We start from the raw sequence: 22,378 nt of genomic DNA, 5'->3' as shown, positions 1-22,378 counted from the left end.
CGCGGTCCGCGATCCGAGTCTCTCCGGTCCATGAGCCCAGCTGCCGATCCAAGGTGGACTGGCCCTGCGTGCCTGGTCTGACGGGGCGGCCTTCGGACAAGCGCCTGGGACGCCCGGCGCCCGCCGATCCTCAGCCATGGTGGGCGTTGCCGAGGTCAGCTGACCGGGTCCGGCGCGTGATCCGTCTCGACACCACCCCGGGCGTCCCCGCGGCAAAAAGCGATGGGCGCGCCGGGCCTCGTGAACCGATCCGCGCTGCGATCGGCCTGCTCGGAATGGGAGTGGATGGTCGCCTTCGGTCGGGAAGGCTACGCAGCGACCTCTTCCGAGGAGCCGCTTCCTCGTCGCGTAGGTCTAAATGGGCGCATGGCGGCCGTGTTCGCCGCTTCGGGAGCTCACCACCTGGAGCACGTCCGCGGCTGCGCGTGCCGCACGCGAATGAGCTACGGCCCGACGCGAGGTGGGACGCGCACGGCGGCGCAGAACGTTCCGACCCGGCGGGCGTTCCCCTTGGCAAGGAGCGTCGACCACGCTGCTCCGAAGCCACATGGAGGAACACATGGCTGAGAACCAAGGCGCCGGCACTGGACGAGGGTCGAACGCCGGCGGGGCGAACAGGCAGAACCGTGGGGACCACGGCTTCTCCGACCAGGCGCAGGATGCGATGCGCAGCGCTGCGAGCACGGCCTCCGAGCTGTGGGACGAGGCCTATGACCAAGGTGGCCGCTACTACCGACGGGGCAGCGAGGCGCTCGGCGGGGTGGATACGTTGACGGCGACGTTCCTGGCCGGCGCGGTCGGCTTTGGGCTCGCATGGCTGATCTTTGGCCAGCGGTCGCATGGGGACGACGTGGCGCGGGGCATGAGCCGCAGCAGCGATCGCTACGGAGCCACCTACGGCCGATCGGACGAGCGGGACCGTCGCCGCGACGCGTACTGAGTGGCAGGCGTGATCCGCAAGGCGTCCGGCCCAGGGCTGCGACGCCCCGCGGGCTGATCTCGCGTCCCGACGATCAGGGTCGGTGACCGGCCAGCGGCTCGCCGCCCCGCTCCTCCTCGAGCAGGGCGGCGGCGTCGCCGTTGGCGGACAGCCGCACGCGATGTCCCTCGAAAGCGGCAGCGAGGGCACCCGCAATGTAGGGGTGGTGGTCGTCATGCGAGCCGCTGTCCTTCTTGGTCAACCCGGCGGGGCATTTCATGTCCGACCGGTGTTGGACGCCCGCCCGCCACAGGTCGGTCAAGCCATAGGAACCCGCTTGGCGCGACGAAGCGAAGCCGCTACTCCGAAGGTACAAACAACAAATTGATTCGGGGGCGGACGGATGACGGAGAGTACTGGGGTGCTCGATCGCCTGGACGCGATCATGCAGGACCTCGCGGAGGTCGCGAGCGACGAGACCGCGCCCGAGCTCGTGCGCCGGATCGCGAGGTGCGGGGTCGATGCGCTTCTCGCCGGCCTCGACGGCGAGTGCGAGCGCCTGTCGTTGAGAACCGCGCAGGCAGAGCGTTCCCTTCGCCTGCACTAGCGGCCTGTGCTAAGGCTCAGCGCTGCGGTAGGCTGGTCTCGACGCTGTGCGACGCTTCCTCAAGTTCCTTCACACGATGGGCTCGCTCGGATATGCCGGAGCCCTCGCGGCCCTGCTCGTCATGATGAGCCGCCTGCCCGCCCCGAGCGCGCTGGACGGCTACGCCCTGATCCGCGGCACGATGAGCGCCGTCGCCACCTGGCTTCTCTTTCCTTCGGTTGCCCTCGTGCTGCTGGCGGGCCTCGTCAGCATGGCCGTGACCCGCGCCTACCACAACGCGGGCTGGGTTTGGCTGAAGCTGCTGACCGGCGTCCTGGTCTTCGAGGGCACGTTCGTCGGCGTGCTGGGGCCGATGCAGGTGGAGGCCGAACAGAGCGCGGCAGCCCTCGCCGGCCGGGTTGATCGCGCAACGCTCGGGGCGTCGCTTGGGGCCGAGCAGGGGACGCTGTGGCTGCTGCTCGCCGTCGCGACGGCGAACGTGGTCCTCGGGATCTGGCGTCCGCGTCTCACCCGCATCCCCGATTAGGTGATCGACCGGGAATTGCCATGGGAAGGGGAGCGGTTCGGGCCAGGGATCGTGCCTCGCCGTCGCTCACGGGCTCGTGGCGTCCGTAAGGAGCCACAGCCAAGGGGCGGGCTAGGCAACGGTCTCCGCGGGCATGTGACGTTTGCCGCCCATGTTTCCCTCCGCATTCCAGCCTCGAACGCATTGGGGCCGGCCGACCTCGACGGAGCCACGTCATCCGCGACGGGAGCGGTGAACCCGTTCGTGGGACAGCTACACGGTCCACCCGTACCGGACGACGTGGAAGAAGATGGGGGCGGAGAACACCACCGAGTCGAGGCGGTCCAGCACCCCGCCATGGCCTTCGATCAGGTGTCCCCAATCCTTAACCCCTCGGTCACGCTTAATCGCCGACATGACGAGACCGCCGAGGAAACCCATCAGGGTCACGAGGCCTGCGAGCCAACAAGCCTGGAGCGGAGAGAACGGCGTCGCCCACCATAGGGCCGTGCCGATCAGCATGGCGCCTGCCCCGCCCCCGATCAGCCCCTCCCAGGTCTTCGATGGGGACAGGACCGGCGCGACTGGGGTACGCCCCCAGATCTTGCCGCAGACATATTGGAGCACGTCGCTCATCTGCACGACGAGGATCAGGAAGACGACCAGGAGAAGGCTGCGGCCCTCGTAGCCTGGGATGTCCAGCATGCCCAGGGCGGGCACGTGCGAGAGGCAGAACACGCAGATCATCAGCCCCCACTGCACCGCCGCGACCCGGTCGAGGAAGTTCGTGGCGTCGCCCCTCAGGGCCGCGGCGATGGGCAGGAGCAGGAAGGCGTAGACGGGGATGAACACTGCCATGAGCCCGTACCATTCCGTCCAGACGAGCCAGTATTGCGCGGGCAGGATGACGAAAAAGACGGCTCCCAGGGCGTAGTGGTCGCCGCGCCGGGTGCGCGTGAGCGTCATGTACTCGCGCAACGCCGTGAACGATGCGAAGGCGAAGACGAGGACGAGCCCGGCCTTGCCTAGGGCAAAGGCGCCGCCGAGCACCGCCACCATGACCCACCAGGCTCGAATGCGGGCATTGAGGTTCTCGATCGTGGGGTTCGGGCCTGCGAGCGCGGCGCGCCGGCGCAAGACCAGGCCGACGAGGGAGGCGGTCGTGAGCACGCCGACGACGGCGGCGAACAGGGCGAGGGCGTGTGCGGTCATGGGGCCTCCCGGCAGCCGGGCGCGAGGGTCAGGAGCGCGTCGCGCGCCCGGTCGAGAAACGCGGCCTTGCCCTCCTCCGGGGCCGGCCGCAGGGGCTCGCCGAAGGTGACGGAGCACAGGAGCGGGAGGGGCAGGAACTCGCCTTTGGGGAGCACGCGGTTCACGTTCTCGATCCAGACCGGCACGCAGGCGACCCTCGGATGGACGCGCGCAAGGTGGTAGAGCCCGCTCCTGAAGGGTAGGAGCGGCGCGTCGGTGGCGTTACGGGTGCCCTCGGGGAAGAGGATGAGGGAGGAGCCGGCGTCCAGCGCGTCTCCCATGGCGGCGATCGGGTCCGCCGCCCGGGCCGCCGGGTTGCGGTCAATGAGCACCGCGGCGAACAGGGCTTGCCCGAGATAGCGCCGCAGGGCGTCGCGGCCCCAATAGTCGGCTGCCGCGACCGGGCGGGTCGCCCTCCGGAGAGGAGGGGGCAGGACGGACCAGATCAGCACGAAGTCGCCGTGGCTCGCGTGGTTGGCGTAGTAGATCCGCTGCTCGGGAACGGGCGCGCAGCCGCGCCAGTCCGCCCGCACGCCCGTGACGGCGCGGGCGAAGCCGGCGAGGCCGCCTGCGAGAAGCCGGTCGATCATGCGAGCCCCGCCAGGCCCGCCGCGAGCCCCAGCAACCCCGCCTGGACCGCGAGCGCCGCCGCCTGGAGCGCCAGGAGCCGGCGCGCGCCGGCGAACCGGGCGGCCATCGCCCGCCCGGCCTTCGCGGCGGGCAGGAGGCCTAGCGCCGTCATCGCCGTGTCGAAGCCCTGAAGGTCCGGATCCCCGCCGAGGCGCCGGAACAGCGCCTCGTCGAAGCCCGTGCGCACCGCGAGCGCGCCGTGGGCAAGGCCCGCCGCCAAGCTGAGGCCCGCGGCCCACAGCCATGGGCCCGGGGCCGCGACGGCGCCGCCGGCGAGCGCCAGGGCGGCGGCGGACGCCAGGGCGAGCGAGAGCGCCCGCAGAGGCCGGGCCTGAGCCAGGAGGTCTGCGGCGATCGCCGCCATCAGGGCGGGGGCGGGGTCTCGGGTCATGGCAGCACACCGGCCGCACGGGCGAGGGCCAGCCGCGCGTTGTCACCGATCACCACCCGCGGACGCGCCCGGCGCACCATCGCGACCGCCTCGTCGACGCCGCCCGCCCGCCCCGTCCGGAGGAGCCAGGTCGCGACGGCAACGGCGGAGCGCGCGTAGCCCAGGGCGCAAGCGACGAGCACGGGTCCGTCCCCCCGCGCCCGCTCGATCGCCTCGGCCGCGGCGCGCAGGCGCGCCGGGGAGGGCGTCGCGAGGTCGAGGAGCGGCACGGCCCGAACCGCCGCGAAGCCCCCGGGCGAGGGCAGCTCGGCGCACAGGTCGACCAGGGTCGCGCCGCGCCACCGAGGCTTGGCCCTCCCCCACGGCAGCCGCCCGAGATGCACGCCGTCGGCCACCTCGACCGGCGCGGCCTCGCCCCGCGTCCAGGCGAGAGCGTTCAAGTGAGCGCCGAGCCGGTAGGGCGCGAGCAGCACCCGCGATGCGAGGCTGACCGTGCCGTCGGGCGCCTTCTGGAACAGCGCTGCGCCGACGCACGCATAGGCCAGGGCCACGAGGGCGAGCGAGAGGGCCGGCCAGGCGAGCCAGAGGGCCACCCCGCCGAGGCCCGCCCCGAAAGCGGCGAGAAGCGCCGCTCCCGCCGCGTAGGCGGCCGCGAGGCGCCGACGCCGGCGATCGGCCGCGAGCGGGCCTGGGCGCGGGGTGTCCCCCGCGAGCGGCCACAGCCACAGGCAGGCGAAGCCAAGGAGCGCGCCGGTCGGCACGTCGACGAAATGGTGCTGATAGGTCGTGAGCACGGAGACGCCGATGAGCGCGAACCAGGCGTGCAGGGCCGGACGCCAGGCCGGCGGCAGATGGCGCGCGTAGAGGTCCCAAAGGATGACGAGGAGCGCGATGTGCAGCGAGGGCGCCTGGTTGAACGGTTTGTCGAAGCTCGTCAGCGCGTCGAACATGAAGCCCGGCAAGCCTGTCACCGGCGGGCGCTCGAAGGTGAAGCGCAGCGGCCAGAGGATGAAGCACGCCACCGCTGCAGCCTGCGCGGTCAGGAGACGGCGCCCGTGCCGGTCGAGCTCGCCAGCGGTCGCGGGGACGAAGAGCGAGGCGGCGTAGAAGGCGTTGATCGACCAATAGGGCACGATGGTCCAGGCCAGGAAGGGCACGTGCCGCTCGAAGGCGAAGACGACGGCGCCGACCTCGTCGCGCTGCGCCGCGAGCCAGTTGGCCAGGCCGTAGGTCGCGTAGAAGAACGGCGCCAAGCCGGCGAGCCATAGGGCTGCGCGCCGCCAGGGCCGCCCGGCGGGGCGGGCCGCCGCGAGCGCCGTCACGACGCTGCCCTACGTGCGAGCGAGACCGTGAAGATGCCCCAGGGATCGATGCGCTGCGCCACCTTCGTGAAGCCCGCCGCCTCGACGAGGGCATCCATCTCGGCCTGGCTGCGCCGGCGCATCACCCAAGCGCCGCCGCGATGGCTGGTGAGCGCGCGCGCGATGAAGGCGAGCTGGGGATGCCAAGGCTGGCCCGTATAAACCAGGTAGCCCCCCGGCGGCACGGCGGCAGCGAGGCCTTTGAGCGATCGGCCGACCACGGCGTTGTCGGGAAAGAGCTCGTAGAGCCCCGAGACGACCGCCAGGGTCGGGCGGGGCTCGGCGGCGGCGAGGCTCCCGGCGTCGAAGGCATCACCCGCGACGAAGCGCGCCACGCCCTGGAGACCCCGCCCGGCGATCAGCCGCTTGCCGGCCGCGACGTTGAGTTCGCTGTAGTCCCGCAGGGTGACGCTCGCGGGAGGGGCAGGGCCCCCGTCGAGGGCGTCCAGGACGTACCGGCCGTGGCCCGCGGCGATGTCCAGCACATGCACGGGCTCGCCCGCCGCGGCGAGGCGCGCCATGGCATCCCGCAGGAGCTCCTCGACAAGGATCTTTCGCCGCCGAATGCCGCGCCAGCCGACGGCGTCCAGATAGAGGCGGTCGACGAGGCGCCCCAGGGGGCCCATGCCCCTGGCCTCGTCACGGTAGACGTAGTCGAGGGTCGACCCTGAATCGAAGCCTGTGCGGCGCCCGATCCGCAGGCCCTCCGAGACGAGCCCTCCCAGCCGAAGGCCCAGGCGCACGACGCCCCAGCCGAGGCCCGCCGGGGAGAGGGCCGGCTGCGGCGTCGCGAGGCGGTCCGCCTCGTCCCGGGTGAAGCCCGTCCGGTGCGCGTCGAGGAGCGTCGGGCGGTGCGGGGGCGCCGCGAAGCACGCCTCCAGGAACGCCCGTACCTTGACCAGAGCCGTCTCGCGGTCGCGCTCGCCTAAGGTGTCGTGGCGAAAGCCCACCAGGACGTGGCGCTCCTTTTCGGCCGAGCCCAGATTTTCGTAGAAGCGATGCTGCGGCCCCTGACGGACCACGACGTCCGCTCCCGAGACGATGAGCTGGGTCGGGATCGTGATCGCCCGCGCGTCCGCCACCACCCGCTTGGCGGCGGCGTGCAGCCCCAGCAGCATGTTCACAGAGATCGGCCGGGTGACGAGCGGATCGGCAGCGTAGGCTGCGCGCCGCGCGGGATCGCGGGTCAGGAGGCCCGCCTTGACGTATGAATTCACCGCGAAGTCGCCCCGCAGGCGGCGTAGAAGCGCCAGGCCCGGCCGGGCGAACGGCACATAGAGCTTCACGTGGAAGGCGGGCGAGGCGAGGACGAGGGCCCGGATCCGCGGCGCGTAGTCGTGCGCCCAGACGGTCGCGAGCACGGCGCCGACGCTCTGCGCCACCACCGCGATATCCTCGATGGCGATCCCGTGCGTCTCAGCGACGTGGTCGGCGAAGGCCTGGAGATCGCGCACCGACTGGTCGACGCCGGGGCTGAAGCCTCGCTTCCCCGGAGAGCGGCCGTGACCGCGCGCGTCCCAGGCGAAGATCGCGAGGTCGGGCATGCCGAGCTCGTCGGCGAGATGGGCGACACGCCCCGAATGCTCGTGCCCCCGGTGCAGGAGCAGGACGGCGCCCCGGGGCCGGGATCCGGCGGCGGGCCAGTGGCGGTAGAACAGCTCCACGCCGTCGCTCGCCGTGAAGCTGCCCTCCAGGACCGGGCGGGTCGGAGCGGCGGTAGAGGCGGTGGGCACAGGCATCTCGGTCACGAGCGCATCTCCGAGGCGGGCGCCTCGCGCAGGGCGGCGCGCAGGCGGTTGACGATGGTGAGGACGAGGAGGAGCGCGAGAATCCACGGGATCACGGCGGCGGGCGCCGGCAATGCGCCGCCGAGGCCGATCCAGAGGCCCAGCGCTCCGAACGCGAGGGCGCGGTCGCTCTTGCCCATCGGGCCCTCGTAGCGGCGCGCGCTGCCGATCACGACGCCGAGCACGCCCGCATATTCGGACAGGACCGCAAGGCCGATGACGAGAACGACCGGCCCCGCGCCGAGGGGCGCCACGAGGGCGAAGGGAGCGTACAGCGCCGCGTCGGAGACCGTATCGCCGAGCTCGTTGAGGCAGGCGCCGAGCCGGCTCGCCTGGCCGTGCTCGCGCGCCAGCATCCCGTCGATGGCGTTGAGCGCCATGCGGACGAGAAGCCACGCCGGCAGCAGCATGAACATCCCCTGCACCGGCACGATGGCGACGAGGAGCCCGACGAGGCAGGAGCCGGCGGCCGCGGCGATCGTCACTTGGTTCGCGGTGACCCCCGCGGCGGCGAGCCGCGCCGTCAGCGGGCGCAGGCAGGCCTGGAACATGGGCTTCACGGCATAGAGCGTCATGGGACCGACCTCACATCCGAGGGGGCATCCAGATCCGGTCCCTCCAAGCCGCCGTGCGGACAAGCGGGTTCAGGTGGCGCGCTCACGGAGGCCTCGCGGGGGTCGTGCGTGGAAGCAAGGGGCGGCCGGAACGCCGCGTGGGCCGGAAGGACCACGAGCATCGGTATGATCGACGTGTGCGAGGCGATCGGTGCGCGCCAGCACGAGAGGCGCCGGAGATCCAACTAGGCTTCAAGGTGCGCGCGTTGCGGGGGACGGCCGATCGAGCGGGAGCTTCCTGCGACCGGCCGGGAGGCGCTGGACGCCGGTCGCCCTGCGCTAGCTGGGCCCGCTCGCTGTCACATTCCGAGATCCGCGCTGGCGTGCGCTCCCGGCGCAGCGGCGACGTTCCGGATGCCACCTTGGACATCCGCAGGCGCCCTGGCGCGTGCAGGTGCCGGAACTCATGCGTCTCCCCACGATACGACCGGCATGGAAGGGGGACACGAGGCAGGCGTCGATGGTTCTCGACTGAAGCAGAGGTTGTTCAGTGCCTCCTTTGATGCGAGGGGCGGATCGCCGGCCGAATGGTTCGCACGATTGTCAGCGTTCCAAGCTGACGACGAGGGTTCGGCTCCCTTCACCCGCTCCAGATCTTTGAACGGCGCCGCCTGAGCAACGTCACCAGCGCGCTCGCTCGGTCCCGCTTTCGCCGGCGCCTCCCCCCCAGGGCCGGACGTGTCCGGCGGGTGCGCTCGCCCGGCGATGCCGTGGATGCCGAAGATGATCTCGAAGGACGTGCCCCGGCCGGTCTCGACCGCGACGCTGCCCTGCACCTGCTCGGCGAGGTCGGCGATGAGCTGCATGCCCATGGTGCCGGGATGGTTCGCGTCGAACGGTACCCGCAGGCCCACGCCGTCATCCTTGATGGCGAGGAGGCAGCGGTCGGCGTCGAGCATGCGCAGCGAGACCTCGATCCGACCGCGCCGCTGCTCGGGGAAGGCGTGCTTCAAGGCGTTCGAGACGAGCTCGTTGACGATGAGGCCGATCGGGATCGCGAGGTCGAGGTCGAGCTCGATGTCCTCGATCCGCGCCTCAAGCTCGACCCCGCCGTTGGGAAGCCCGTAGGCGCGCATGAGCTGGGAGCACAGCGCGCTCACGTGCTTCGAGATCGAGACGCTCGCGAAGTCGCCGGTCCTGTAGAGGTTCTCGTGCACGAGCGCCATGGAGCGCACGCGGTTGCGGCTCGCGATGAACCCGGAGGCGGCCTTCGCGTCCTCGCACGTCATGGCCTGGAGGTTGAGGAGGCTGCTCACGAGCTGGAGGTTGTTCTTCACCCGGTGGTGGACCTCCTTGAGCAATACGTCCTTGTCGGCGGAAGCCCGGCGCAGCTCGCCGTAGAGGCGCGCGTTCTCGAGCGAGGTGGCGGCCTGGAAGGCGATCAGGCGCAGCACGGGCAGCCGCGACAGGCCGAAGACGTTGGGGGTGAGCCGGTTCTCCAGGTAGAGGATGCCCACCAGGTCCTCCTGCCTCACCAGGGGAAGGCAGAGGAGGGCACGGGGATTGCGGGCCGCAAGGTACTCGTCGGCCGCCCCGCTCCGATCCAGCGCCGCGTCGGCGAGCACGAAGGTCTGGCGGGTGCGGGCGCAATAGCGCAGCGTCGAGAGCGGGAGCATGTCGGGCGAGGGCTCCTCGTCGAGGAGCCTCACCTCCAGCGCCTCGTCGCCCGCATTCGCCTCGGCCCGGACCCGCATCCGCCCCTCGTCGAGCAGCACCAGCACCCCGCGGCTCGCCCCCGAGTGCTCCAGGGCCGTTCCCAGAAGGTTGGTGATCAGGGTGCCGCTGTCGATCCGGCTGGAGATGGCGTTCGAGACGCGGATCACGGTCGCGAGGTCTAGGCGGTCCGAGCCCGCAAGGGGGCCGTCCTCGCGGACCGCGTTGAACTCGCGCAGGAGCGGATAGTCCCGCTCGAGCCGCTCGACGCACCGGTTCGCCCCCCAGCGCAGGTAGCAGGCGCGGGCGTTGCGCAGGAACACGTCGGTGATCGTCCTGAGGCCGCGCTCGGCGTGGAAGCGGCCCGCGAGCTCGTTCGCGAGGCCCTCGATATGGATGAAGCCCTCGCGCCGGGCGCCCTCGATCGCGTCCTCGTAGAGGCGCTGCGCGTCGAGGCCGCGCCCTTCGAGACGGGCGATCTCGGCGGCGAGCACCGCAAGCCGCTCCATGAGGTTTCGCGGCGACTGGCGGGCGATCTCGCCCAGGGCGTGGTGGTGGCCGGCGAGCGCCTCGAAGCCTGCATCGCCGGGTCCGGCGCTGAGCGCCGCGCCCGTGAGCGCGGCGTAGAAGTGGAACTCGGCCCGCTCGAAATATAGCGGGATGGTGGCGATCGTCTCCCCTGCGCGGGACGCCGCTTCCCACGCACCCTCCAGGTCGCGCAGGAAGAAGCAGGCCTGCAATTTGTAGATCCAGTAGCGGCAGCCGCGGATGGACCGCTCCGGGTCGGTGACGAGGTCGCTCTCGATGCCGATGCCGTCCACGTCGACGTCGCCTGCGGGCGGCGGATCGGCGAGCGGTCCCCGCATGGCGCGCACGAACCGCGACTGCGCCGTCAGGATGTCGGCGATGTAGCCGTACCAGGCGGCGCGCGCGAGCTGGAGGCCGGTGTCGATCTCAGGGCGTATGTCGGGCAGGGGCTTGCCGCAGCACAGGAGCAGGCCCGTCAGCATGCTGCAGGCCCAGGTGCCGTAGATGCGGTCGCCCGCCTCCAGTGCCGCGTCGAAGGCGCGCCGGTTGAAGTCGATGCTCTCCTGGAGCGAGCGCGTCCAGGGGACGATCAGGGTGCCGTAGAGGGCGTAGACGCGGGCCCGCAGCGCCTTGAAGTCGCGCTGCTCGACGAGCGTGTAGCCCACCTGCCCGAACCGGAAGCCGAGGTCGCGATCGTCGAAGACGGTGCTCAGCACCAGGGGCATGAGGCTGTAGGCGAAGGTGGAGGCGTCGCAGTTGCCGTGCCGGAGGCTCAGGTTCGTCATCCGGCCGACGACGAGGCACCAGAAATCGCGGTTGGTGAAGAAGGCCGGCGTCTGAAGCGAGGCGAGCACGCTCATCGTGCAGCGAAGGTCGGGATCCTCCATCCGCGGCAGGTCGACCAGCGTCTCGACGGGGTACGTCTCCGCGAAGGCGAAGATCGGGCCGTACTCGTTCGCCACGTCCGCCTCGGTCGGGGTCACGGACCACTCGATGCCGACGCGGCGCAGATATTCGAGGCCGATCCTCACGCCCTCGTCGTTGCGGCCGACCGTGAACTGAAGCGCGATGGCGACCCGGGCCACCGATGCGAGGTCGCCGATCGCCCGCGCCCGGCGCAGGAGCAAGGTCAGGCGCTCCTCGGCGCGGGCCAGGTTGCCCGTCAGGAAGTCGCATTCGGCCTCGTTGAAGGCCACGTCGAAGGTGAGCCGGTAGCGGGCATCCCAGCTGTCGGCGGCGAGGAGCCCGTGGGCTGCCGCGAAATAGGTGAGCGCCGAGCCGTAGGCGACCGAGGTCTTCGCCCTGATCCCCGCCACGAGATTGAGCCGCGCGACCTCGTCGCGCTCGGCCTGTACCGCGAGCAGCGCCGCGCCGCGGTTGAGCTGGTTGACCACGTCGAAGATCCCGGCGTCCTGGCCCGGGTCCGAAAGCCTGGCCGCGAGGACCCGCCCGATCCGGTGGTGCAGCGCAACCCGCTCGGGCTCTTCCAGGAGGGCGTAGGCCGCCTCCTGGACCCGGTCGTGCGAGAAGGCATAGGTCTCGCCGTTGCGGATCAGGAGCTCGGCGTGGACCACCTCCCGCAGGGCGCGATGGAGGCGTTCCTCGGGTTCGTCGAGGACGGCGGAGAGGATCGAGGCGGGAGCCGCCACCCCGAGGCAGGCGAGCGCCTGGACGACCTGGAGGGCGCGTGGCGGGAAGCGGGTGAGCTTGTCCGCCATGAGGTCGACGACGTTGTCGGTGATCCCTTTGGCGCGCACCTGGGCGAGGTCCCAGGCCCAGGCGCGGGCTACGCGATCGAAGACCAGCAGCCCCTCGTCGACGAGGGCGAGCAGGAACTGGATGAGGAAGAACGGATTGCCGCCCGTCTTCCCGAAGACGAGCTCGGCGAGGGGCCGCACGCGCTCGGGCGGAGCGAGCAGGGCGTCGCGCAGGAAGCTCACCACGTCGTAAAGCTTGAGGCCCGCCAGCACGATCTCCTCCGCGTGGCGGACGCGCCGGATCCGGCCGAGCGCCCGGACGAGGGGATGGATGGGGCTGACCTCGTTGTCGCGGTAGACGCCGACGAGAAGGACATGGCGCGTGTCCGCTTCGCTGAGGATGTTCTCCAGGAGCTCGAGCGAGGCCGGATCGACCCATTGCAGGTCGTCGAGGAACAGCACCAGCGGGTGGTCGGCTTGCGCGAACACGCCGAGGAAGCGCCGGAAGATCAGGTGGAAGCGGTTCTGGCGGTCCTGGGGCGGGAGGTCGGGCACCGGAGGCTGCTCGCCGATGATCAGGGCGAGGTCCGGGATGAGGTTGACGACGAGCTGCCCGTTGGCGGCGAGCGCCTTCAGCAGCGCCCGGCGCCAGTGCTCCAGCTCGTCGTTGCCCTTGCCGAGGATCTCCTGCACGAGGCCGCCGAAGGCCTGGGCCAGGGTCGCGTAGGGGATGTCGCGGATGAACTGGTCGAACTTTCCCGCCGCGAAGAGGCCGCGGGCGGGAACGAGCACCTTGTGGAGCTCGCTCACCAGGGACGACTTGCCGATGCCCGGATACCCGGAGACGAGAACGATCTCCGGCTCGCCGTTGAGCGCCACCCGCTCGAAGGCGCCGACGAGCGAGCGGATCTCCGCCTCGCGGCCATAGAGGCGCTCGGGCAGGATGAACCGGTCCGGCAGGTCGCTTTCGCCGAGCCGGAACGTCTCGATCCGGCCGCCGGTCGCCAGGGCGTCGAGGCAGCGCCTCAGGTCGTGCTCCAGCCCGGCCGCGGTCTGGTAGCGCTCCTCGCCGATCTTGGCGAGGAGCTTCGTGACGATCGCTTCCACCGCCTTGGGGATGCCCCGCACCCGGGCCGACAGTGGCGGGGGCTTGCGGGCGATGTGGCAGTGGATCCATTCGAGGGGATCGGCGGCTGTGAAGACCGTGGTGCCTGCGAGCATCCGGTAGAGCGTCGCCCCGAGCGCGTAGAGGTCCGTGCGCGAATCGACGGAGCGGTTCATGCGTCCGCTCTGCTCGGGCGCCATGTAGGCGAGATCGCTGCCTAAGCGCTCGGGCGAGAGCAGCGCCTGGCGCTGGCGGGGAAGGCTCGAGGCGAGGCCGAAGCCCGACAGCCGCACCGTCCCGTCCGGGGCCAAGAGAATGTTGGCCGGGCGCAGGTCCCGGTGGACGAGGCCGCAGGCATGCATCTGCCGGACGGCGCCAACGATGGCGATGGCGAGGGGCAACGCCTCGCCGAGCGGCAGCGGGCCGGACAGGCGGCTCTCCAGCGGCTCGCCCGCGTCGCGCAGGGCCAGGGCCGGCGCCCCGTCGACCATGGCCATGCCGACCGGTTGCGCGGCCCAGCCGGGGCCGAGCTCTGCGGCGAGCGCGCACTCGCGCCGGAGCCCGCGAAGGCACTCTTCCGTCCGCGGCGCCCGCACGAGCAGCGATGCCGCGCCGCCCGGCGCCGTCGCTCGGTAGAGCACGGCCTGATCGTCGGCCCAGACCGGGTGCAGGGCGTAGCCCGTGAGATCCATGCCGACGATCCCCGTCGTCAGAGCTCGATCCCGCCGAGGACCGGCGATCGATGTCGACCCCGGATCATGCGGGCCGGCCCCCGCCGGGACAAGGGCGGAGCGGTTCGCGCCTTGGCCAGGATCGTCCCATCCCACGGCCGCATGGGGCTCCTTTGCGGTCGGCTCGCGGCACGATCAGGCATGGGTCTCACCGTGGTCCCGCGCGGTCGCGCCCGGAAGGCTGAAATAGACCGACGTTCCGTCCGCCGTGCCGGGGCCGGACCAGAGCCGGCCGCCATGGGCCTCGATGGTGGAGCGGCAGATCGCCATGCCGATCCCGCCGAGGCCCGGACAGTCGATCGGGGAGGGGGGACGGATGGGCTCGAAATCGGGGCGGCTCGCCCCGAACGTCGCGATGCCGACGACGACCCCCTCGCTCGCGTCGGGGCAGGTGCGAAACGCCACCGTCCCGGCGCGCGCGCTCGGGCCCAGCGCGCCAAGGCCGGTCACCACGAGCTCGTGCAGCACCCCCGCGATCTGGCCCCGGTCGCCGAGCGCCCAACGGCTTCGCAGATCGAAGGCTGTCTCCCACGAGACCGCGATCCGGGCCGGCTCGTGGCGGAGCCGGGCGATGGCTTCGAGGATGGTCTCCTGGAGGTCGAAGTCGGCGAGGTTGGGCGGGGCGGCCTGCGCGAAGGTGCGGATGTTGGAGACGAGGTCTCCGACGCGGTGGCCGTCGGTCACGATGCGCTCGACGGCGCGGAAGGCCTCCTCAACGTTCATGTTGCCGGCCTGGAGCCATCGCAGGCAGGAGGCTGCGTTCGTGACGATGGCCATGAGGGGCTGGCTGATCCCGTCCGCCATCGTGACGAGCAGGTCCTGGTTGGCGCGCCCGCGTCCGCCGTCGCTCAAGGCGGGAACGACCGGGTCCTCGTCGGGCAGCTCGCGCAGGATCAGGACCGAGCCGGTAATGCCGCCGTCCTCGTCGCGGACGAGCGCGGAGCAGTGCCGGATCCGCGTCCGGCGTCCGTCCCGGCCGACGATTGTCGTGGGGCCGTCGGACGGGGCGAGGCCGGCGCCGAGCACCTCCTCCAGCGCGCGGTCCGCCGCGTCCGCCCGGACCCAGCCCGTGAGGGCCTCCGCGGCGGGATTGAGGAACGTCACGCGGCCCGCCTCGTCCGTGGCGATCAGCGCGTCCGAGAGGCTGGCCAGGGTCGCGGCATGCTGGCTCGCGGCCCGCCGCACCCGATTCTCCGCCTCGTGCCGGCGTAACGCGATCTCGATGGAGGTGCGCAGCTGGATTTCGTCGAAGGGCTTCAGCAGATAGCCGAACGGCGCGGACTGGCCCGCCCGGTACACCGTCTCGTCGTCGGCATAGGCGGTGAGGAAGACCACGGGGCAGCTCGCGCCGATGACGCGGGCGGCATCGATCCCGTCCATCGCCCCTTCAAGCGAGATATCCATCAAGACGAGGTCCGGCCGGGTCGCGAGGGCGAGACGGACGGCTTCCTCCCCGGATACGGCGGTCCCCACGACCTCGTACCCGACGTGGCGCAGCTGCCGCTGGATGTCGCGCGCCACGATGCGATTGTCCTCGACGACGAGAATCCGCGCCGGCGCGGTCGGGCCGCCGTCGGAGCGCTTCATGCCCGCCGCCCCGCCGGCCAGAGGGGCGGCGTCGTCGGGCGCGAGCACGAATAGCGATAGGAGTGTGGGCACACGGGCGTGATCATACGGAACGCCTCACAGCAACCGCGGCAAAGACCAGCATCGGCCCGCCGAGACGGGACAGGATGCGGGTCAGCAACCTCTCCGTGCCATGGGCCGGCCGATGCAAAACCAGAATGACGGCGTTCGCCCGCATCGTCCACTCACGCGGCCGCCAACTGCGGAAAACTAACAAGTTCTAACGCGGTTCTCGCAGGTCCCTCGAGATCGCGGCGTGTTTTCGCGAAAGCGGCCCGGATCGGCCCGCCTATATGCCGGACGCCCGGATCTTGCTGGGTTGTGGACGGCGTCCCGAGCGCTCTGGCAATGTCGTGCTGCGATGCGGCACGGTTCATGGGGCGCTAGGCACGTATCGGGAGGCCGAGGGAGAGGGCATGCTGAGGGGTTTGGGGGCCGTCGTCGTCGCCGCGTCGCTTTGCGGCCCCGCCGCGGCCGCCGAGCCGACCGGCACCCTCAAGAAGATCAAGGAGACGGCGACAATCGTGCTGGGCGTGCGCGACTCCTCCGTGCCGTTCTCCTATCTCGGCCCGAACCAGCAGCCCGTGGGCTACACCATCGACATCTGCCTGCAGATCGCCGACGCCATCAAGCGCGAGCTCGGCCTCAAGTCGCTCGCCGTCACGATGACCTCGATCACGCCCGCGACGCGCATCCCCCTCATGGCGAACGGCACCGTCGACCTCGATTGCGGCTCGACGACCAACAACGCCGAGCGCCAGCGGCAGGTCGCCTTCACCAACACGCACTTCCTCGCCACGAGCCGCATCCTCGCGAAGACGGCCGCGAACGTCGCCTCCCTCGACGACCTGAAGGGCAAGCCCGTGGTCTCGACCGCGGGGACGACCAACATCCGGCAGCTCCACGAGATCAACGCCGCGCGTTCGCTCGGCCTCAGGATCCTTGCCGCAAGGGACCACGGCGAGGCGTTCCTGATGCTGGAGACGGACCGCGCGGCGGCGTTCGTGATGGACGACATCCTTCTGTCGTCGCTCGTCGCGACCGCGAAGGACCCGTCGGCCTACGCACTCTCCGAGGAAGCCCTGTCGATGCCGGAGCCGTACGGCATCATGTTCCGGCGCAACGACGAGCCCTTCAAGCGCGTGGTCGACAAGGCGACCGCGGACCTCTTCGGGAGCCCGGACATCCAGGCGATCTATGACCGGTGGTTCACCCAGCCCATCCCGCCCCGTGGCATCGTCCTCAACGTCCCGATGGCGCCGGCCCTGCGGCGCGCCTTCGCGCATCCGACGGACTCGCCCGACCCGGCGAGCTACTTCAACTGAGCGTGCCCCGGGGCCGCAGGTGCAGCGGAGCCGGGCGGGCTGGAGCCCACGATGACTTACCAGTGGCATTGGAGCGTCTTCCTCGAGCGCTCCCCTGAGGAGAACGGCACCTATCTCGATACGCTCCTGCTGGGGCTGCAGACGACGCTCGCGACCGCCGCGGCAGCGTGGATCCTGGCCCTTGCCCTGGGCTCTCTCGTCGGGATCCTCGGCACGCTGCCGTCGAAGTCCGCCCGGGTGCTCACCGCCGCCTATGTCGAGCTCTTCCGCAACGTCCCGCTCCTCGTGCAGCTCTTCCTCTGGTACTTCGTCCTACCCGAGATGCTGCCCTTCGCCGTGGGCTCATGGCTGAAGCAGCTCCCCGATGCCTCCTTCGTCACGGCCGTGATCGGCATCGGGTTCTTCATGTCGGCACGCGTCGCCGAGGGGGTGCGGGCCGGGATCGAGGCGCTGCCGGCGGGCCAGCGCCTCGCCGGAGCCGCGCTCGGGCTCACGACGGCGCAGGTCTATCGTCACGTGCTCCTGCCCCAGGCGTTCCGCCTCACCCTGCCGCCGCTCACGTCGGAGCTTCTGAACACGATCAAGAACACGTCGGTCGCCCTCGCCATCGGCCTGGCCGAGGTCATGGCCCGGGCCCGCGCGATGCAGGAATTCTCGTTCCAGGTGTTCGAGGCGTTCACGGCCGCGACCCTGATCTATCTCGCGATCAACCTCGTCGTGACGCTCCTGATGCGCGCTCTCGAGCGCCGGGTCGCCATGCCGGGAAGCGGCTCGGGCCCGCCATGACCTCCCGCTTCGACCCACACGTGATCCTCGATTCCCTGGGGTACCTCTTCCTGGAGGGAATGGCGTTCACGCTGATGCTCACGATCCTGTCGGGCATCGGCGGCATCGCGCTCGGCACGCTGCTCGCGCTCGCGCGCCTGTCGCGGCGGCCGCTTCTGCGGGTGGGCGCGGGGGCTTACGTGAACCTCATGCGGGCGCTGCCGCTGGTGCTCGTGATCTTCTGGTTCTACTTCCTCGTGCCCTATGCGGCGGCATGGCTGATCGGGGCGAGCCGGCCGGTGAGCGTAGGCTCGCTCACGGCGGCCCTGATCACCTTCGTGCTGTTCGAGGCGGCGTACTTCGCGGAGATCGTGCGCGCCGGCATTCAATCGGTGCCGCGGGAGCAGGTCATGGCGGGCCAGGCCCTCGGGCTCAAGGCCCGGCAGGTCACGGCCCACATCGTCCTGCCGCAGGCCTTCCGCAACGTGCTCCCCCTCCTGCTCACCCAGACCATCGTCCTGTTCCAGGATACGTCGCTCGTCTACATCGTCTCGATGACGGACTTCCTGGGCGCGGCGGCGAAGATCGGCCAGCGCGACGGCCGCCTCGTCGAGATGTATCTCTTCGTGGCAGTCGTCTATTTCCTGATCTCCCTTCTGGCGTCCCACGCCGTCCGGCGTCTCGCGGGGAGGACGGGCGCGCCGGCCTGAGCGCGCCGGTCAGGGCCCCGAATCGGCTTGGCGGCGCGCCATGCGGAGCACGATGCAGCTCCCGCCGGCCTTGCGGATCCGGTCGCAGAGGTCGATGGCGGATGCCTGCGAGGCGAAGTCGATCCTGGCACGGTAGAACGGCGCCGAGCCTCGGCTCGCATAGGACGAGCGCTCGATGACCGGCGGGCCCACCGGCAGCGAGCCCGGCAGCATGCCGCGCGCCCGCTCGTAGAGCGCGCGTGCCTCGGCTTCCGAGAAGCCCCCCGCGAGCTGCACGCCCCAGGTGATCTCCGCCTCCGGCGCTTCCGCTTGAGCATGGACGGGGTCGATCGAGACGGCCGCTGCCGCGAAGGCGCCGATCAGGCCCATCATCAGATGGCCCGGCGCGTGCCGCGCCCGCGACGCGCCGCCCCGCCGGCGTTCCGGCCGCGTCCGGCTCCAGGCCAGGAGATCGGCCCATAGGCGAGCGAGGAGGTGCCGCTCGTCGGGATCGATCTCGGCTCCGGCGACGATGATGGAATCGCGCCGTGCGGCGCCGGGCAGGGGCATGGGGAAGGGCGTGCGCTTCGGCATGGTCAGGCTCGATCGCGATGGGCCCGGGTGGCGTTGCTCCACCGGACGGGCAGGTTGCTTCGAGCCCCAGAGTGCCCCGTCGCGGCCGGCGCGGATTGTCGGAAAGGCTGCCGGTTTTGCACGGCTCGGGGCCGATCTTCGTGAGGCCGGGGCGCTCGCCTCGCGCCCCGGCCGTTCCCTATCCGAGGTGGGACAGGACGCGCACGAGCCGCTTCGTCCCGGCGCCGAAAAGCTTCGGCGTGAAATAGCTCCCCGCGGCACGCTTGCCGATCTCGCCGAGGGTCGGGTAGGGCGCGATCATGCCGGCGAGCGCCTTGATGTTGAGCCCCTGGCCGATCGCCAGAACCCAGACATGGATGAGCTCGCCCGCATGCGCGCCGAGGATCGAGGCGCCGAGGACCCGGCCCGAGGCGGTGGTCACCACCTTGATCAGGCCCCTGGTCTCGCGCTCCGCCTGCGCCCGGTCGTTCTCGTGATAGGGCCAGCGCAGCACCCGGATGCGGTCCCCGTGCGCCTCCCGCGCGGCCGCCTCGGTGAGGCCTGCCTGCGCGAGCTCGGGGTCCGTGTAAGTCACCCAGGGCAGCGAGCGGTAGTCGACCTTGGCGGGCAGGCGGAACAGCGCGTTCCGGATCACGATCCCTGCGTGGTAGCCCGCCACGTGGGTGAATTGCGGCCCGCCTGCGACGTCGCCGATGGCGAAGACCCGGCGGTTCGAGGTGATGAGCCGCCCGTCGACCTCGATGCCGCGCGGGCCATACGCGATCCCGGCTTTCTCCAGGTCGAGCCCCGCCACGTTCGCGCGCCGCCCCGCGGCGACGAGGAGGTGCGATCCCAAGATGCGCTCCTCGCCCGCTTCCGTGGCGAGCACGACGGCGATCCCGGCGCCGTCCCGCTCCACCCGGGCGATCCGCGCGCCCTCGCGAACGGTGATGCCGTCGGCGAGGAGATCCTCGCGCAACAGCGCCACGAGCTCGGCATCGTCCCGGGCCAGGATCCCGCCGGCCTCCAGGACCGTGACCTCTGACCCTAGCCCCCGGTGCGCCTGCGCCATCTCGATCCCGATCGGGCCGCCGCCGACGACGATGAGGTGTCCCGGCAGCTCGCCGTTCTCGAACACCGTCTCGTTGGTCAGGTAGGGGACGTCGGCGAGCCCTGGGATCGGCGGGACGGCGGCACTCGATCCCGTCGCGACGACGATGCGGCGCGCGCGGATGCGGGTGCCGTCGACCGTGACCTCCTGCGGCCCGACGAAGCGGGCATAGCCCTTGATCACCGTGACGCCGAGACCCTCGAAACGCTCCACGGAGTCGTTCGGGGCGATGGCGCCGATCACCGCGTGGACATGCCGGCGGACCGCGGCGAAGTCGACCACGGGAGGCTGGAAGGTGATGCCGAATGCCGCGTCCTTGCGCCAGCGGCGGGCCGCCTTCGCAGCGGCGAGCAGGGCTTTCGAGGGTACGCACCCCGTGTTGAGGCAATCGCCGCCCATGCGGCCCCCTTCGATCAGCACCGTGGAGACGCCAAGCTGCGCCGCGCCAGCGGCGACCGACAGCCCCGCGGAGCCCGCGCCGATGACGCAGATGTCGACATCGAGAAAGGGACCGCTCATGACAGCCTCTCGGCAGGTTGGGGCCGCGCGCGGCGCAGCCGCTTGGCGACGACGGGGATGAGGGCCAGAATCACGAGACCCGCGACGGGGATGATCACCCGGGGCTGGAGGAAGGCCGAGCCGTCCGGCGCGCCGCCGCGCTCCAGGATCGCGCCGAGGCCGGTGCCGACGCTCGCGAAGACGAAGGCGCCGGGGATGATCCCGACGAAGGTCCCGATGACGAAGGTGGACAGGCGCACGCCGAGGAAGGCCGGCGCGAGGTTCACGAGCCAGAACGGGAAGAGCGGCACGAGGCGCAGCACGAGCATGTAGCTCAGGGCGTCCTCGCGAAAGCCTGCCTCGAGCTTCTGCAGGAACGGCCCGGCGCGCGCCCGCAGCACGTCGCCGAGCACCGTCTTGGCGACGGCGAAGACGAGGGTGGCGCCGAGCGTGGCGCCGACCACGATGAGGCTGCCGCCGAACACCGTCCCGAAGAGAAAGCCGCCGAGCGTCGACAGCAGCAGGCCCGTGGGAAGCGAGAGCGCCGTGCAGGCGGCGTAGACCAGGACGAACGCGACCGGCGCGAGAGGGCCGAGCCCCGCGACCTGCGCGGCGAGCCATTCGCGGTTGCGGGCGAGCGCCGCGAAGCTGAGATGGTCGAGCGTGCCCGTCGCCTTCAGGACCGCGAAGGCCGCTGCGGCCGCCACGGTGACGATGAGCAGCCGTAATGTGAGAGACGCGGGCGGGCGGCGCGAGTCCTCTGCCGGAGCCCCGCCCCCCGGTGCGGGCGGTCGTGGGGTCGAGATGCTGGTCATCGTCGGAGCCTTTCGTGTGCCTCGCGGTGCCGCGGGTCAGCGGGCGAGGGTGCGGGACGGTTGCCGTCGTGGTGCGAGCCCCAGGCCCGCCCAGTAGAGCGCCGCCAGGCCGAGGCCGAGGGCGACGTTGAGCGCGATGTCGACCGGGACCGAGGCGGGATCAAAGCCCCCGCCGAGGCCCCGGCCCTTGAGCGGCAGGACGACGAGCCAGTCCACGAGGAGCGGCACGACGGCGCCGTAGGCGAGGGCGCCCGCGCCCCGTCCGAGGCGGGCCGTGAGGCGGGGTTCCAGAAGCGCATAGGCGACCCCGAAGAGCCCCGCCCAAAAGGCGAGCGAGAGGCCTGCCGGGATGCCGAGCGGCGCGACGGGGGCGAAGTTCCAGGGCGCGTGGGCCGAGAGATGCGCCGCGTGGAGAAGGGCGCCGACGGCGCCCTCCACGACGAGGTTGGACAGGGCCCCGGCAAGGAAGCCGAGGGCGATGCGGGACGCGACGTTGCGCATGGGTGCGGTCCTCGTGCCGGGGCGCCGGTCAGCTCCGCAGCGCTTGCGGGGCGACCGGATGACGGCGGCCGAGGCCGAACGCGGCCCAGACCAGGACCGCGAGGCCGAAGCCGAACACCGCGTGGAAGGCGATCTCGATCGGGATCATCCCAGCGTGGAAGCCGCCGCCGACGCCGAGGCCCCGCAGCGGCTGGGCGACGAACCAGTGCCCCATCAGCGGTCCGACCAGGCCGAACGCGATGCCGCCCGTCCAGCGCCCGAGGGCGGCGGTGATGCGAGGCTCCAGGAGCACGTAGGCGATGCCCCACAGCCCGGCCCAGCAGCCCAGGGAGACCGTGCGCGGGATGCCGAGCGGGGGCACCCCCGCAAGGCTCCAGGGCAGGGCCGGAATGAGGTGCGCCGCGTAGAGAGCGGCGCCGAGCGCGCCCTGGAAGATCACGTGCGACAGGAAGCCCGCGGCGAAGCCGACGAGGATGCGGTTGGTGGTGGACATGGGATGATCCTTCGTGCCGTTCGGTTGGCGGCAACCCGCCGCCCGGGTGTTTGGAAGCGGGTTCGACGTCGCCGGCATGACGGGCTCCAGCGGCTCACGCCAAGGTTAGCCGGCGCGGGCTCCCGGTGCCTGTCTGGCCCCGCCGGCTTTTGACGCTTGTTGCTCCCGAGGGGAGCCTCCCGCGGCATCCGCGATCGGCGGGG

General features: G+C 71.4%; 20 protein-coding genes. 6 read left to right on the top strand and 14 right to left on the bottom strand.

Features of this window, described 5'->3' with window-relative positions; genetic code table 11:
- Nucleotides 1-559 precede the first annotated feature (559 nt).
- Nucleotides 560-940 carry a hypothetical protein gene (locus F0L46_RS06425; protein WP_149816225.1) on the top strand — a complete coding sequence of 127 codons (381 nt, stop codon included), beginning with the start codon at nt 560-562 and terminating at the stop codon, nt 938-940.
- A gap of 73 nt (nt 941-1,013) precedes the next feature.
- On the opposite strand, the gene F0L46_RS06420 is transcribed toward F0L46_RS06425, so the two are convergent.
- On the bottom strand, nt 1,014-1,241 hold the full coding sequence (locus F0L46_RS06420) for a hypothetical protein (protein WP_149816224.1): 228 nt from the start codon (nt 1,239-1,241) through the stop codon (nt 1,014-1,016).
- 99 nt (nt 1,242-1,340) lie between these two features.
- Between F0L46_RS06420 and F0L46_RS06415 the strand changes: the two genes are divergently transcribed.
- Both F0L46_RS06415 and F0L46_RS06410 read left to right on the top strand, forming a co-directional pair.
- Nucleotides 1,341-1,526 carry a hypothetical protein gene (locus F0L46_RS06415; RefSeq protein ID WP_149816223.1) on the top strand — a complete coding sequence of 62 codons (186 nt, stop codon included), beginning with the start codon at nt 1,341-1,343 and terminating at the stop codon, nt 1,524-1,526.
- Between the two features lie 46 nt (nt 1,527-1,572).
- The gene (locus tag F0L46_RS06410; protein WP_149816222.1) at nt 1,573-2,052 is read left to right on the top strand and encodes a hypothetical protein; all 480 of its coding nucleotides are present in this window, start codon (nt 1,573-1,575) and stop codon (nt 2,050-2,052) included.
- 252 nt (nt 2,053-2,304) lie between these two features.
- Here the strand turns inward: F0L46_RS06410 and F0L46_RS06405 are convergent, their stop codons facing one another.
- The 8 genes from F0L46_RS06405 to F0L46_RS06370 all read right to left on the bottom strand — a co-directional run bounded on the left by F0L46_RS06405 (nt 2,305) and on the right by F0L46_RS06370 (nt 15,438).
- Nucleotides 2,305-3,243, bottom strand: a complete 939-nt coding sequence (locus F0L46_RS06405; protein WP_149816221.1) for a phosphatidate cytidylyltransferase — start codon at nt 3,241-3,243, stop codon at nt 2,305-2,307.
- Nucleotides 3,240-3,872, bottom strand: coding sequence for a lysophospholipid acyltransferase family protein (locus F0L46_RS06400; protein ID WP_149816220.1), 633 nt, complete (start codon nt 3,870-3,872; stop codon nt 3,240-3,242). Before F0L46_RS06400 ends, F0L46_RS06405 begins: the two co-directional genes overlap by 4 nt.
- Nucleotides 3,869-4,303 (bottom strand): hypothetical protein, encoded by a 435-nt coding sequence (locus F0L46_RS06395; RefSeq protein WP_149816219.1) that lies wholly within the window; start codon nt 4,301-4,303, stop codon nt 3,869-3,871. The genes F0L46_RS06400 and F0L46_RS06395 overlap by 4 nt, the downstream gene beginning before the upstream one ends.
- Nucleotides 4,300-5,625 carry a phosphatase PAP2/dual specificity phosphatase family protein gene (locus F0L46_RS06390; protein ID WP_149816218.1) on the bottom strand — a complete coding sequence of 442 codons (1,326 nt, stop codon included), beginning with the start codon at nt 5,623-5,625 and terminating at the stop codon, nt 4,300-4,302. Before F0L46_RS06390 ends, F0L46_RS06395 begins: the two co-directional genes overlap by 4 nt.
- Complete coding sequence (locus F0L46_RS06385; protein ID WP_149816234.1) at nt 5,622-7,403, bottom strand: bifunctional alpha/beta hydrolase/class I SAM-dependent methyltransferase; 1,782 nt, start codon at nt 7,401-7,403, stop codon at nt 5,622-5,624. The genes F0L46_RS06390 and F0L46_RS06385 overlap by 4 nt, the downstream gene beginning before the upstream one ends.
- 5 nt (nt 7,404-7,408) lie before the next feature.
- Nucleotides 7,409-8,026, bottom strand: coding sequence for a CDP-alcohol phosphatidyltransferase family protein (locus F0L46_RS06380; RefSeq protein ID WP_149816217.1), 618 nt, complete (start codon nt 8,024-8,026; stop codon nt 7,409-7,411).
- A gap of 443 nt (nt 8,027-8,469) precedes the next feature.
- Nucleotides 8,470-13,740 (bottom strand): AAA family ATPase, encoded by a 5,271-nt coding sequence (locus tag F0L46_RS06375; RefSeq protein ID WP_149816216.1) that lies wholly within the window; start codon nt 13,738-13,740, stop codon nt 8,470-8,472.
- A 174-nt stretch (nt 13,741-13,914) separates the two neighbouring features.
- Nucleotides 13,915-15,438 carry a hybrid sensor histidine kinase/response regulator gene (locus tag F0L46_RS06370; RefSeq protein ID WP_149816215.1) on the bottom strand — a complete coding sequence of 508 codons (1,524 nt, stop codon included), beginning with the start codon at nt 15,436-15,438 and terminating at the stop codon, nt 13,915-13,917.
- Between the two features lie 383 nt (nt 15,439-15,821).
- Here F0L46_RS06370 and F0L46_RS06365 point away from each other — a divergent pair, with 383 nt between their 5' ends.
- From F0L46_RS06365 to F0L46_RS06355, 3 genes are read left to right on the top strand one after another with little or no spacing between them, the layout of a single operon-like run.
- Nucleotides 15,822-16,730, top strand: a complete 909-nt coding sequence (locus F0L46_RS06365) for an amino acid ABC transporter substrate-binding protein (protein ID WP_149816214.1) — start codon at nt 15,822-15,824, stop codon at nt 16,728-16,730.
- Between the two features lie 51 nt (nt 16,731-16,781).
- Nucleotides 16,782-17,516, top strand: coding sequence for an amino acid ABC transporter permease (locus tag F0L46_RS06360; protein ID WP_149816213.1), 735 nt, complete (start codon nt 16,782-16,784; stop codon nt 17,514-17,516).
- A complete protein-coding gene (locus tag F0L46_RS06355; protein ID WP_149816212.1) occupies nt 17,513-18,205 on the top strand; it encodes an amino acid ABC transporter permease in 693 nt (230 codons plus the stop codon). The genes F0L46_RS06360 and F0L46_RS06355 overlap by 4 nt, the downstream gene beginning before the upstream one ends.
- A gap of 9 nt (nt 18,206-18,214) precedes the next feature.
- On the opposite strand, the gene F0L46_RS06350 is transcribed toward F0L46_RS06355, so the two are convergent.
- The 5 genes from F0L46_RS06350 to F0L46_RS06330 form a co-directional block, all read right to left on the bottom strand.
- Entirely contained in the window at nt 18,215-18,778 is a 564-nt protein-coding gene (locus tag F0L46_RS06350) for an SPOR domain-containing protein (protein WP_149816211.1), read from the bottom strand.
- A 178-nt stretch (nt 18,779-18,956) separates the two neighbouring features.
- Nucleotides 18,957-20,387 (bottom strand): dihydrolipoyl dehydrogenase family protein, encoded by a 1,431-nt coding sequence (locus F0L46_RS06345; RefSeq protein WP_149816210.1) that lies wholly within the window; start codon nt 20,385-20,387, stop codon nt 18,957-18,959.
- Complete coding sequence (locus F0L46_RS06340) at nt 20,384-21,181, bottom strand: TVP38/TMEM64 family protein (protein ID WP_149816209.1); 798 nt, start codon at nt 21,179-21,181, stop codon at nt 20,384-20,386. The genes F0L46_RS06345 and F0L46_RS06340 overlap by 4 nt, the downstream gene beginning before the upstream one ends.
- Nucleotides 21,182-21,217: 36 nt before the next feature.
- Entirely contained in the window at nt 21,218-21,682 is a 465-nt protein-coding gene (locus F0L46_RS06335) for a hypothetical protein (RefSeq protein ID WP_149816208.1), read from the bottom strand.
- Nucleotides 21,683-21,710: 28 nt separating this feature from the next.
- Nucleotides 21,711-22,175 carry a hypothetical protein gene (locus tag F0L46_RS06330; RefSeq protein WP_149816207.1) on the bottom strand — a complete coding sequence of 155 codons (465 nt, stop codon included), beginning with the start codon at nt 22,173-22,175 and terminating at the stop codon, nt 21,711-21,713.
- Nucleotides 22,176-22,378: the final 203 nt, after the last annotated feature.

Source organism: Salinarimonas soli (assembly GCF_008386575.1).
Lineage (GTDB): Bacteria > Pseudomonadota > Alphaproteobacteria > Rhizobiales > Beijerinckiaceae > Salinarimonas_A > Salinarimonas_A soli.
Note: the sequence above shows the minus strand (reverse complement) of the source record. Positions and strands in the feature narration are given on the sequence as shown.

Excerpts from the sequence above, each read along its gene's own strand:
- F0L46_RS06405 (WP_149816221.1), bottom strand. The coding sequence starts at position 3,243 with ATGACCGCACACGCCCTCGCCCTGTTCGCCGCCGTCGTCGGCGTGCTC.
- F0L46_RS06340 (WP_149816209.1), bottom strand. The coding sequence starts at position 21,181 with ATGACCAGCATCTCGACCCCACGACCGCCCGCACCGGGGGGCGGGGCT.
- F0L46_RS06335 (WP_149816208.1), bottom strand. The coding sequence starts at position 21,682 with ATGCGCAACGTCGCGTCCCGCATCGCCCTCGGCTTCCTTGCCGGGGCC.
- F0L46_RS06395 (WP_149816219.1), bottom strand. The coding sequence starts at position 4,303 with ATGACCCGAGACCCCGCCCCCGCCCTGATGGCGGCGATCGCCGCAGAC.
- F0L46_RS06380 (WP_149816217.1), bottom strand. The coding sequence starts at position 8,026 with ATGACGCTCTATGCCGTGAAGCCCATGTTCCAGGCCTGCCTGCGCCCG.
- F0L46_RS06330 (WP_149816207.1), bottom strand. The coding sequence starts at position 22,175 with ATGTCCACCACCAACCGCATCCTCGTCGGCTTCGCCGCGGGCTTCCTG.
- F0L46_RS06365 (WP_149816214.1), top strand. The coding sequence starts at position 15,822 with ATGCTGAGGGGTTTGGGGGCCGTCGTCGTCGCCGCGTCGCTTTGCGGC.
- F0L46_RS06385 (WP_149816234.1), bottom strand. The coding sequence starts at position 7,403 with ATGCCTGTGCCCACCGCCTCTACCGCCGCTCCGACCCGCCCGGTCCTG.
- F0L46_RS06375 (WP_149816216.1), bottom strand. The coding sequence starts at position 13,740 with ATGGATCTCACGGGCTACGCCCTGCACCCGGTCTGGGCCGACGATCAG.
- F0L46_RS06350 (WP_149816211.1), bottom strand. The coding sequence starts at position 18,778 with ATGCCGAAGCGCACGCCCTTCCCCATGCCCCTGCCCGGCGCCGCACGG.
- F0L46_RS06355 (WP_149816212.1), top strand. The coding sequence starts at position 17,513 with ATGACCTCCCGCTTCGACCCACACGTGATCCTCGATTCCCTGGGGTAC.
- F0L46_RS06425 (WP_149816225.1), top strand. The coding sequence starts at position 560 with ATGGCTGAGAACCAAGGCGCCGGCACTGGACGAGGGTCGAACGCCGGC.
- F0L46_RS06400 (WP_149816220.1), bottom strand. The coding sequence starts at position 3,872 with ATGATCGACCGGCTTCTCGCAGGCGGCCTCGCCGGCTTCGCCCGCGCC.
- F0L46_RS06360 (WP_149816213.1), top strand. The coding sequence starts at position 16,782 with ATGACTTACCAGTGGCATTGGAGCGTCTTCCTCGAGCGCTCCCCTGAG.
- F0L46_RS06345 (WP_149816210.1), bottom strand. The coding sequence starts at position 20,387 with ATGAGCGGTCCCTTTCTCGATGTCGACATCTGCGTCATCGGCGCGGGC.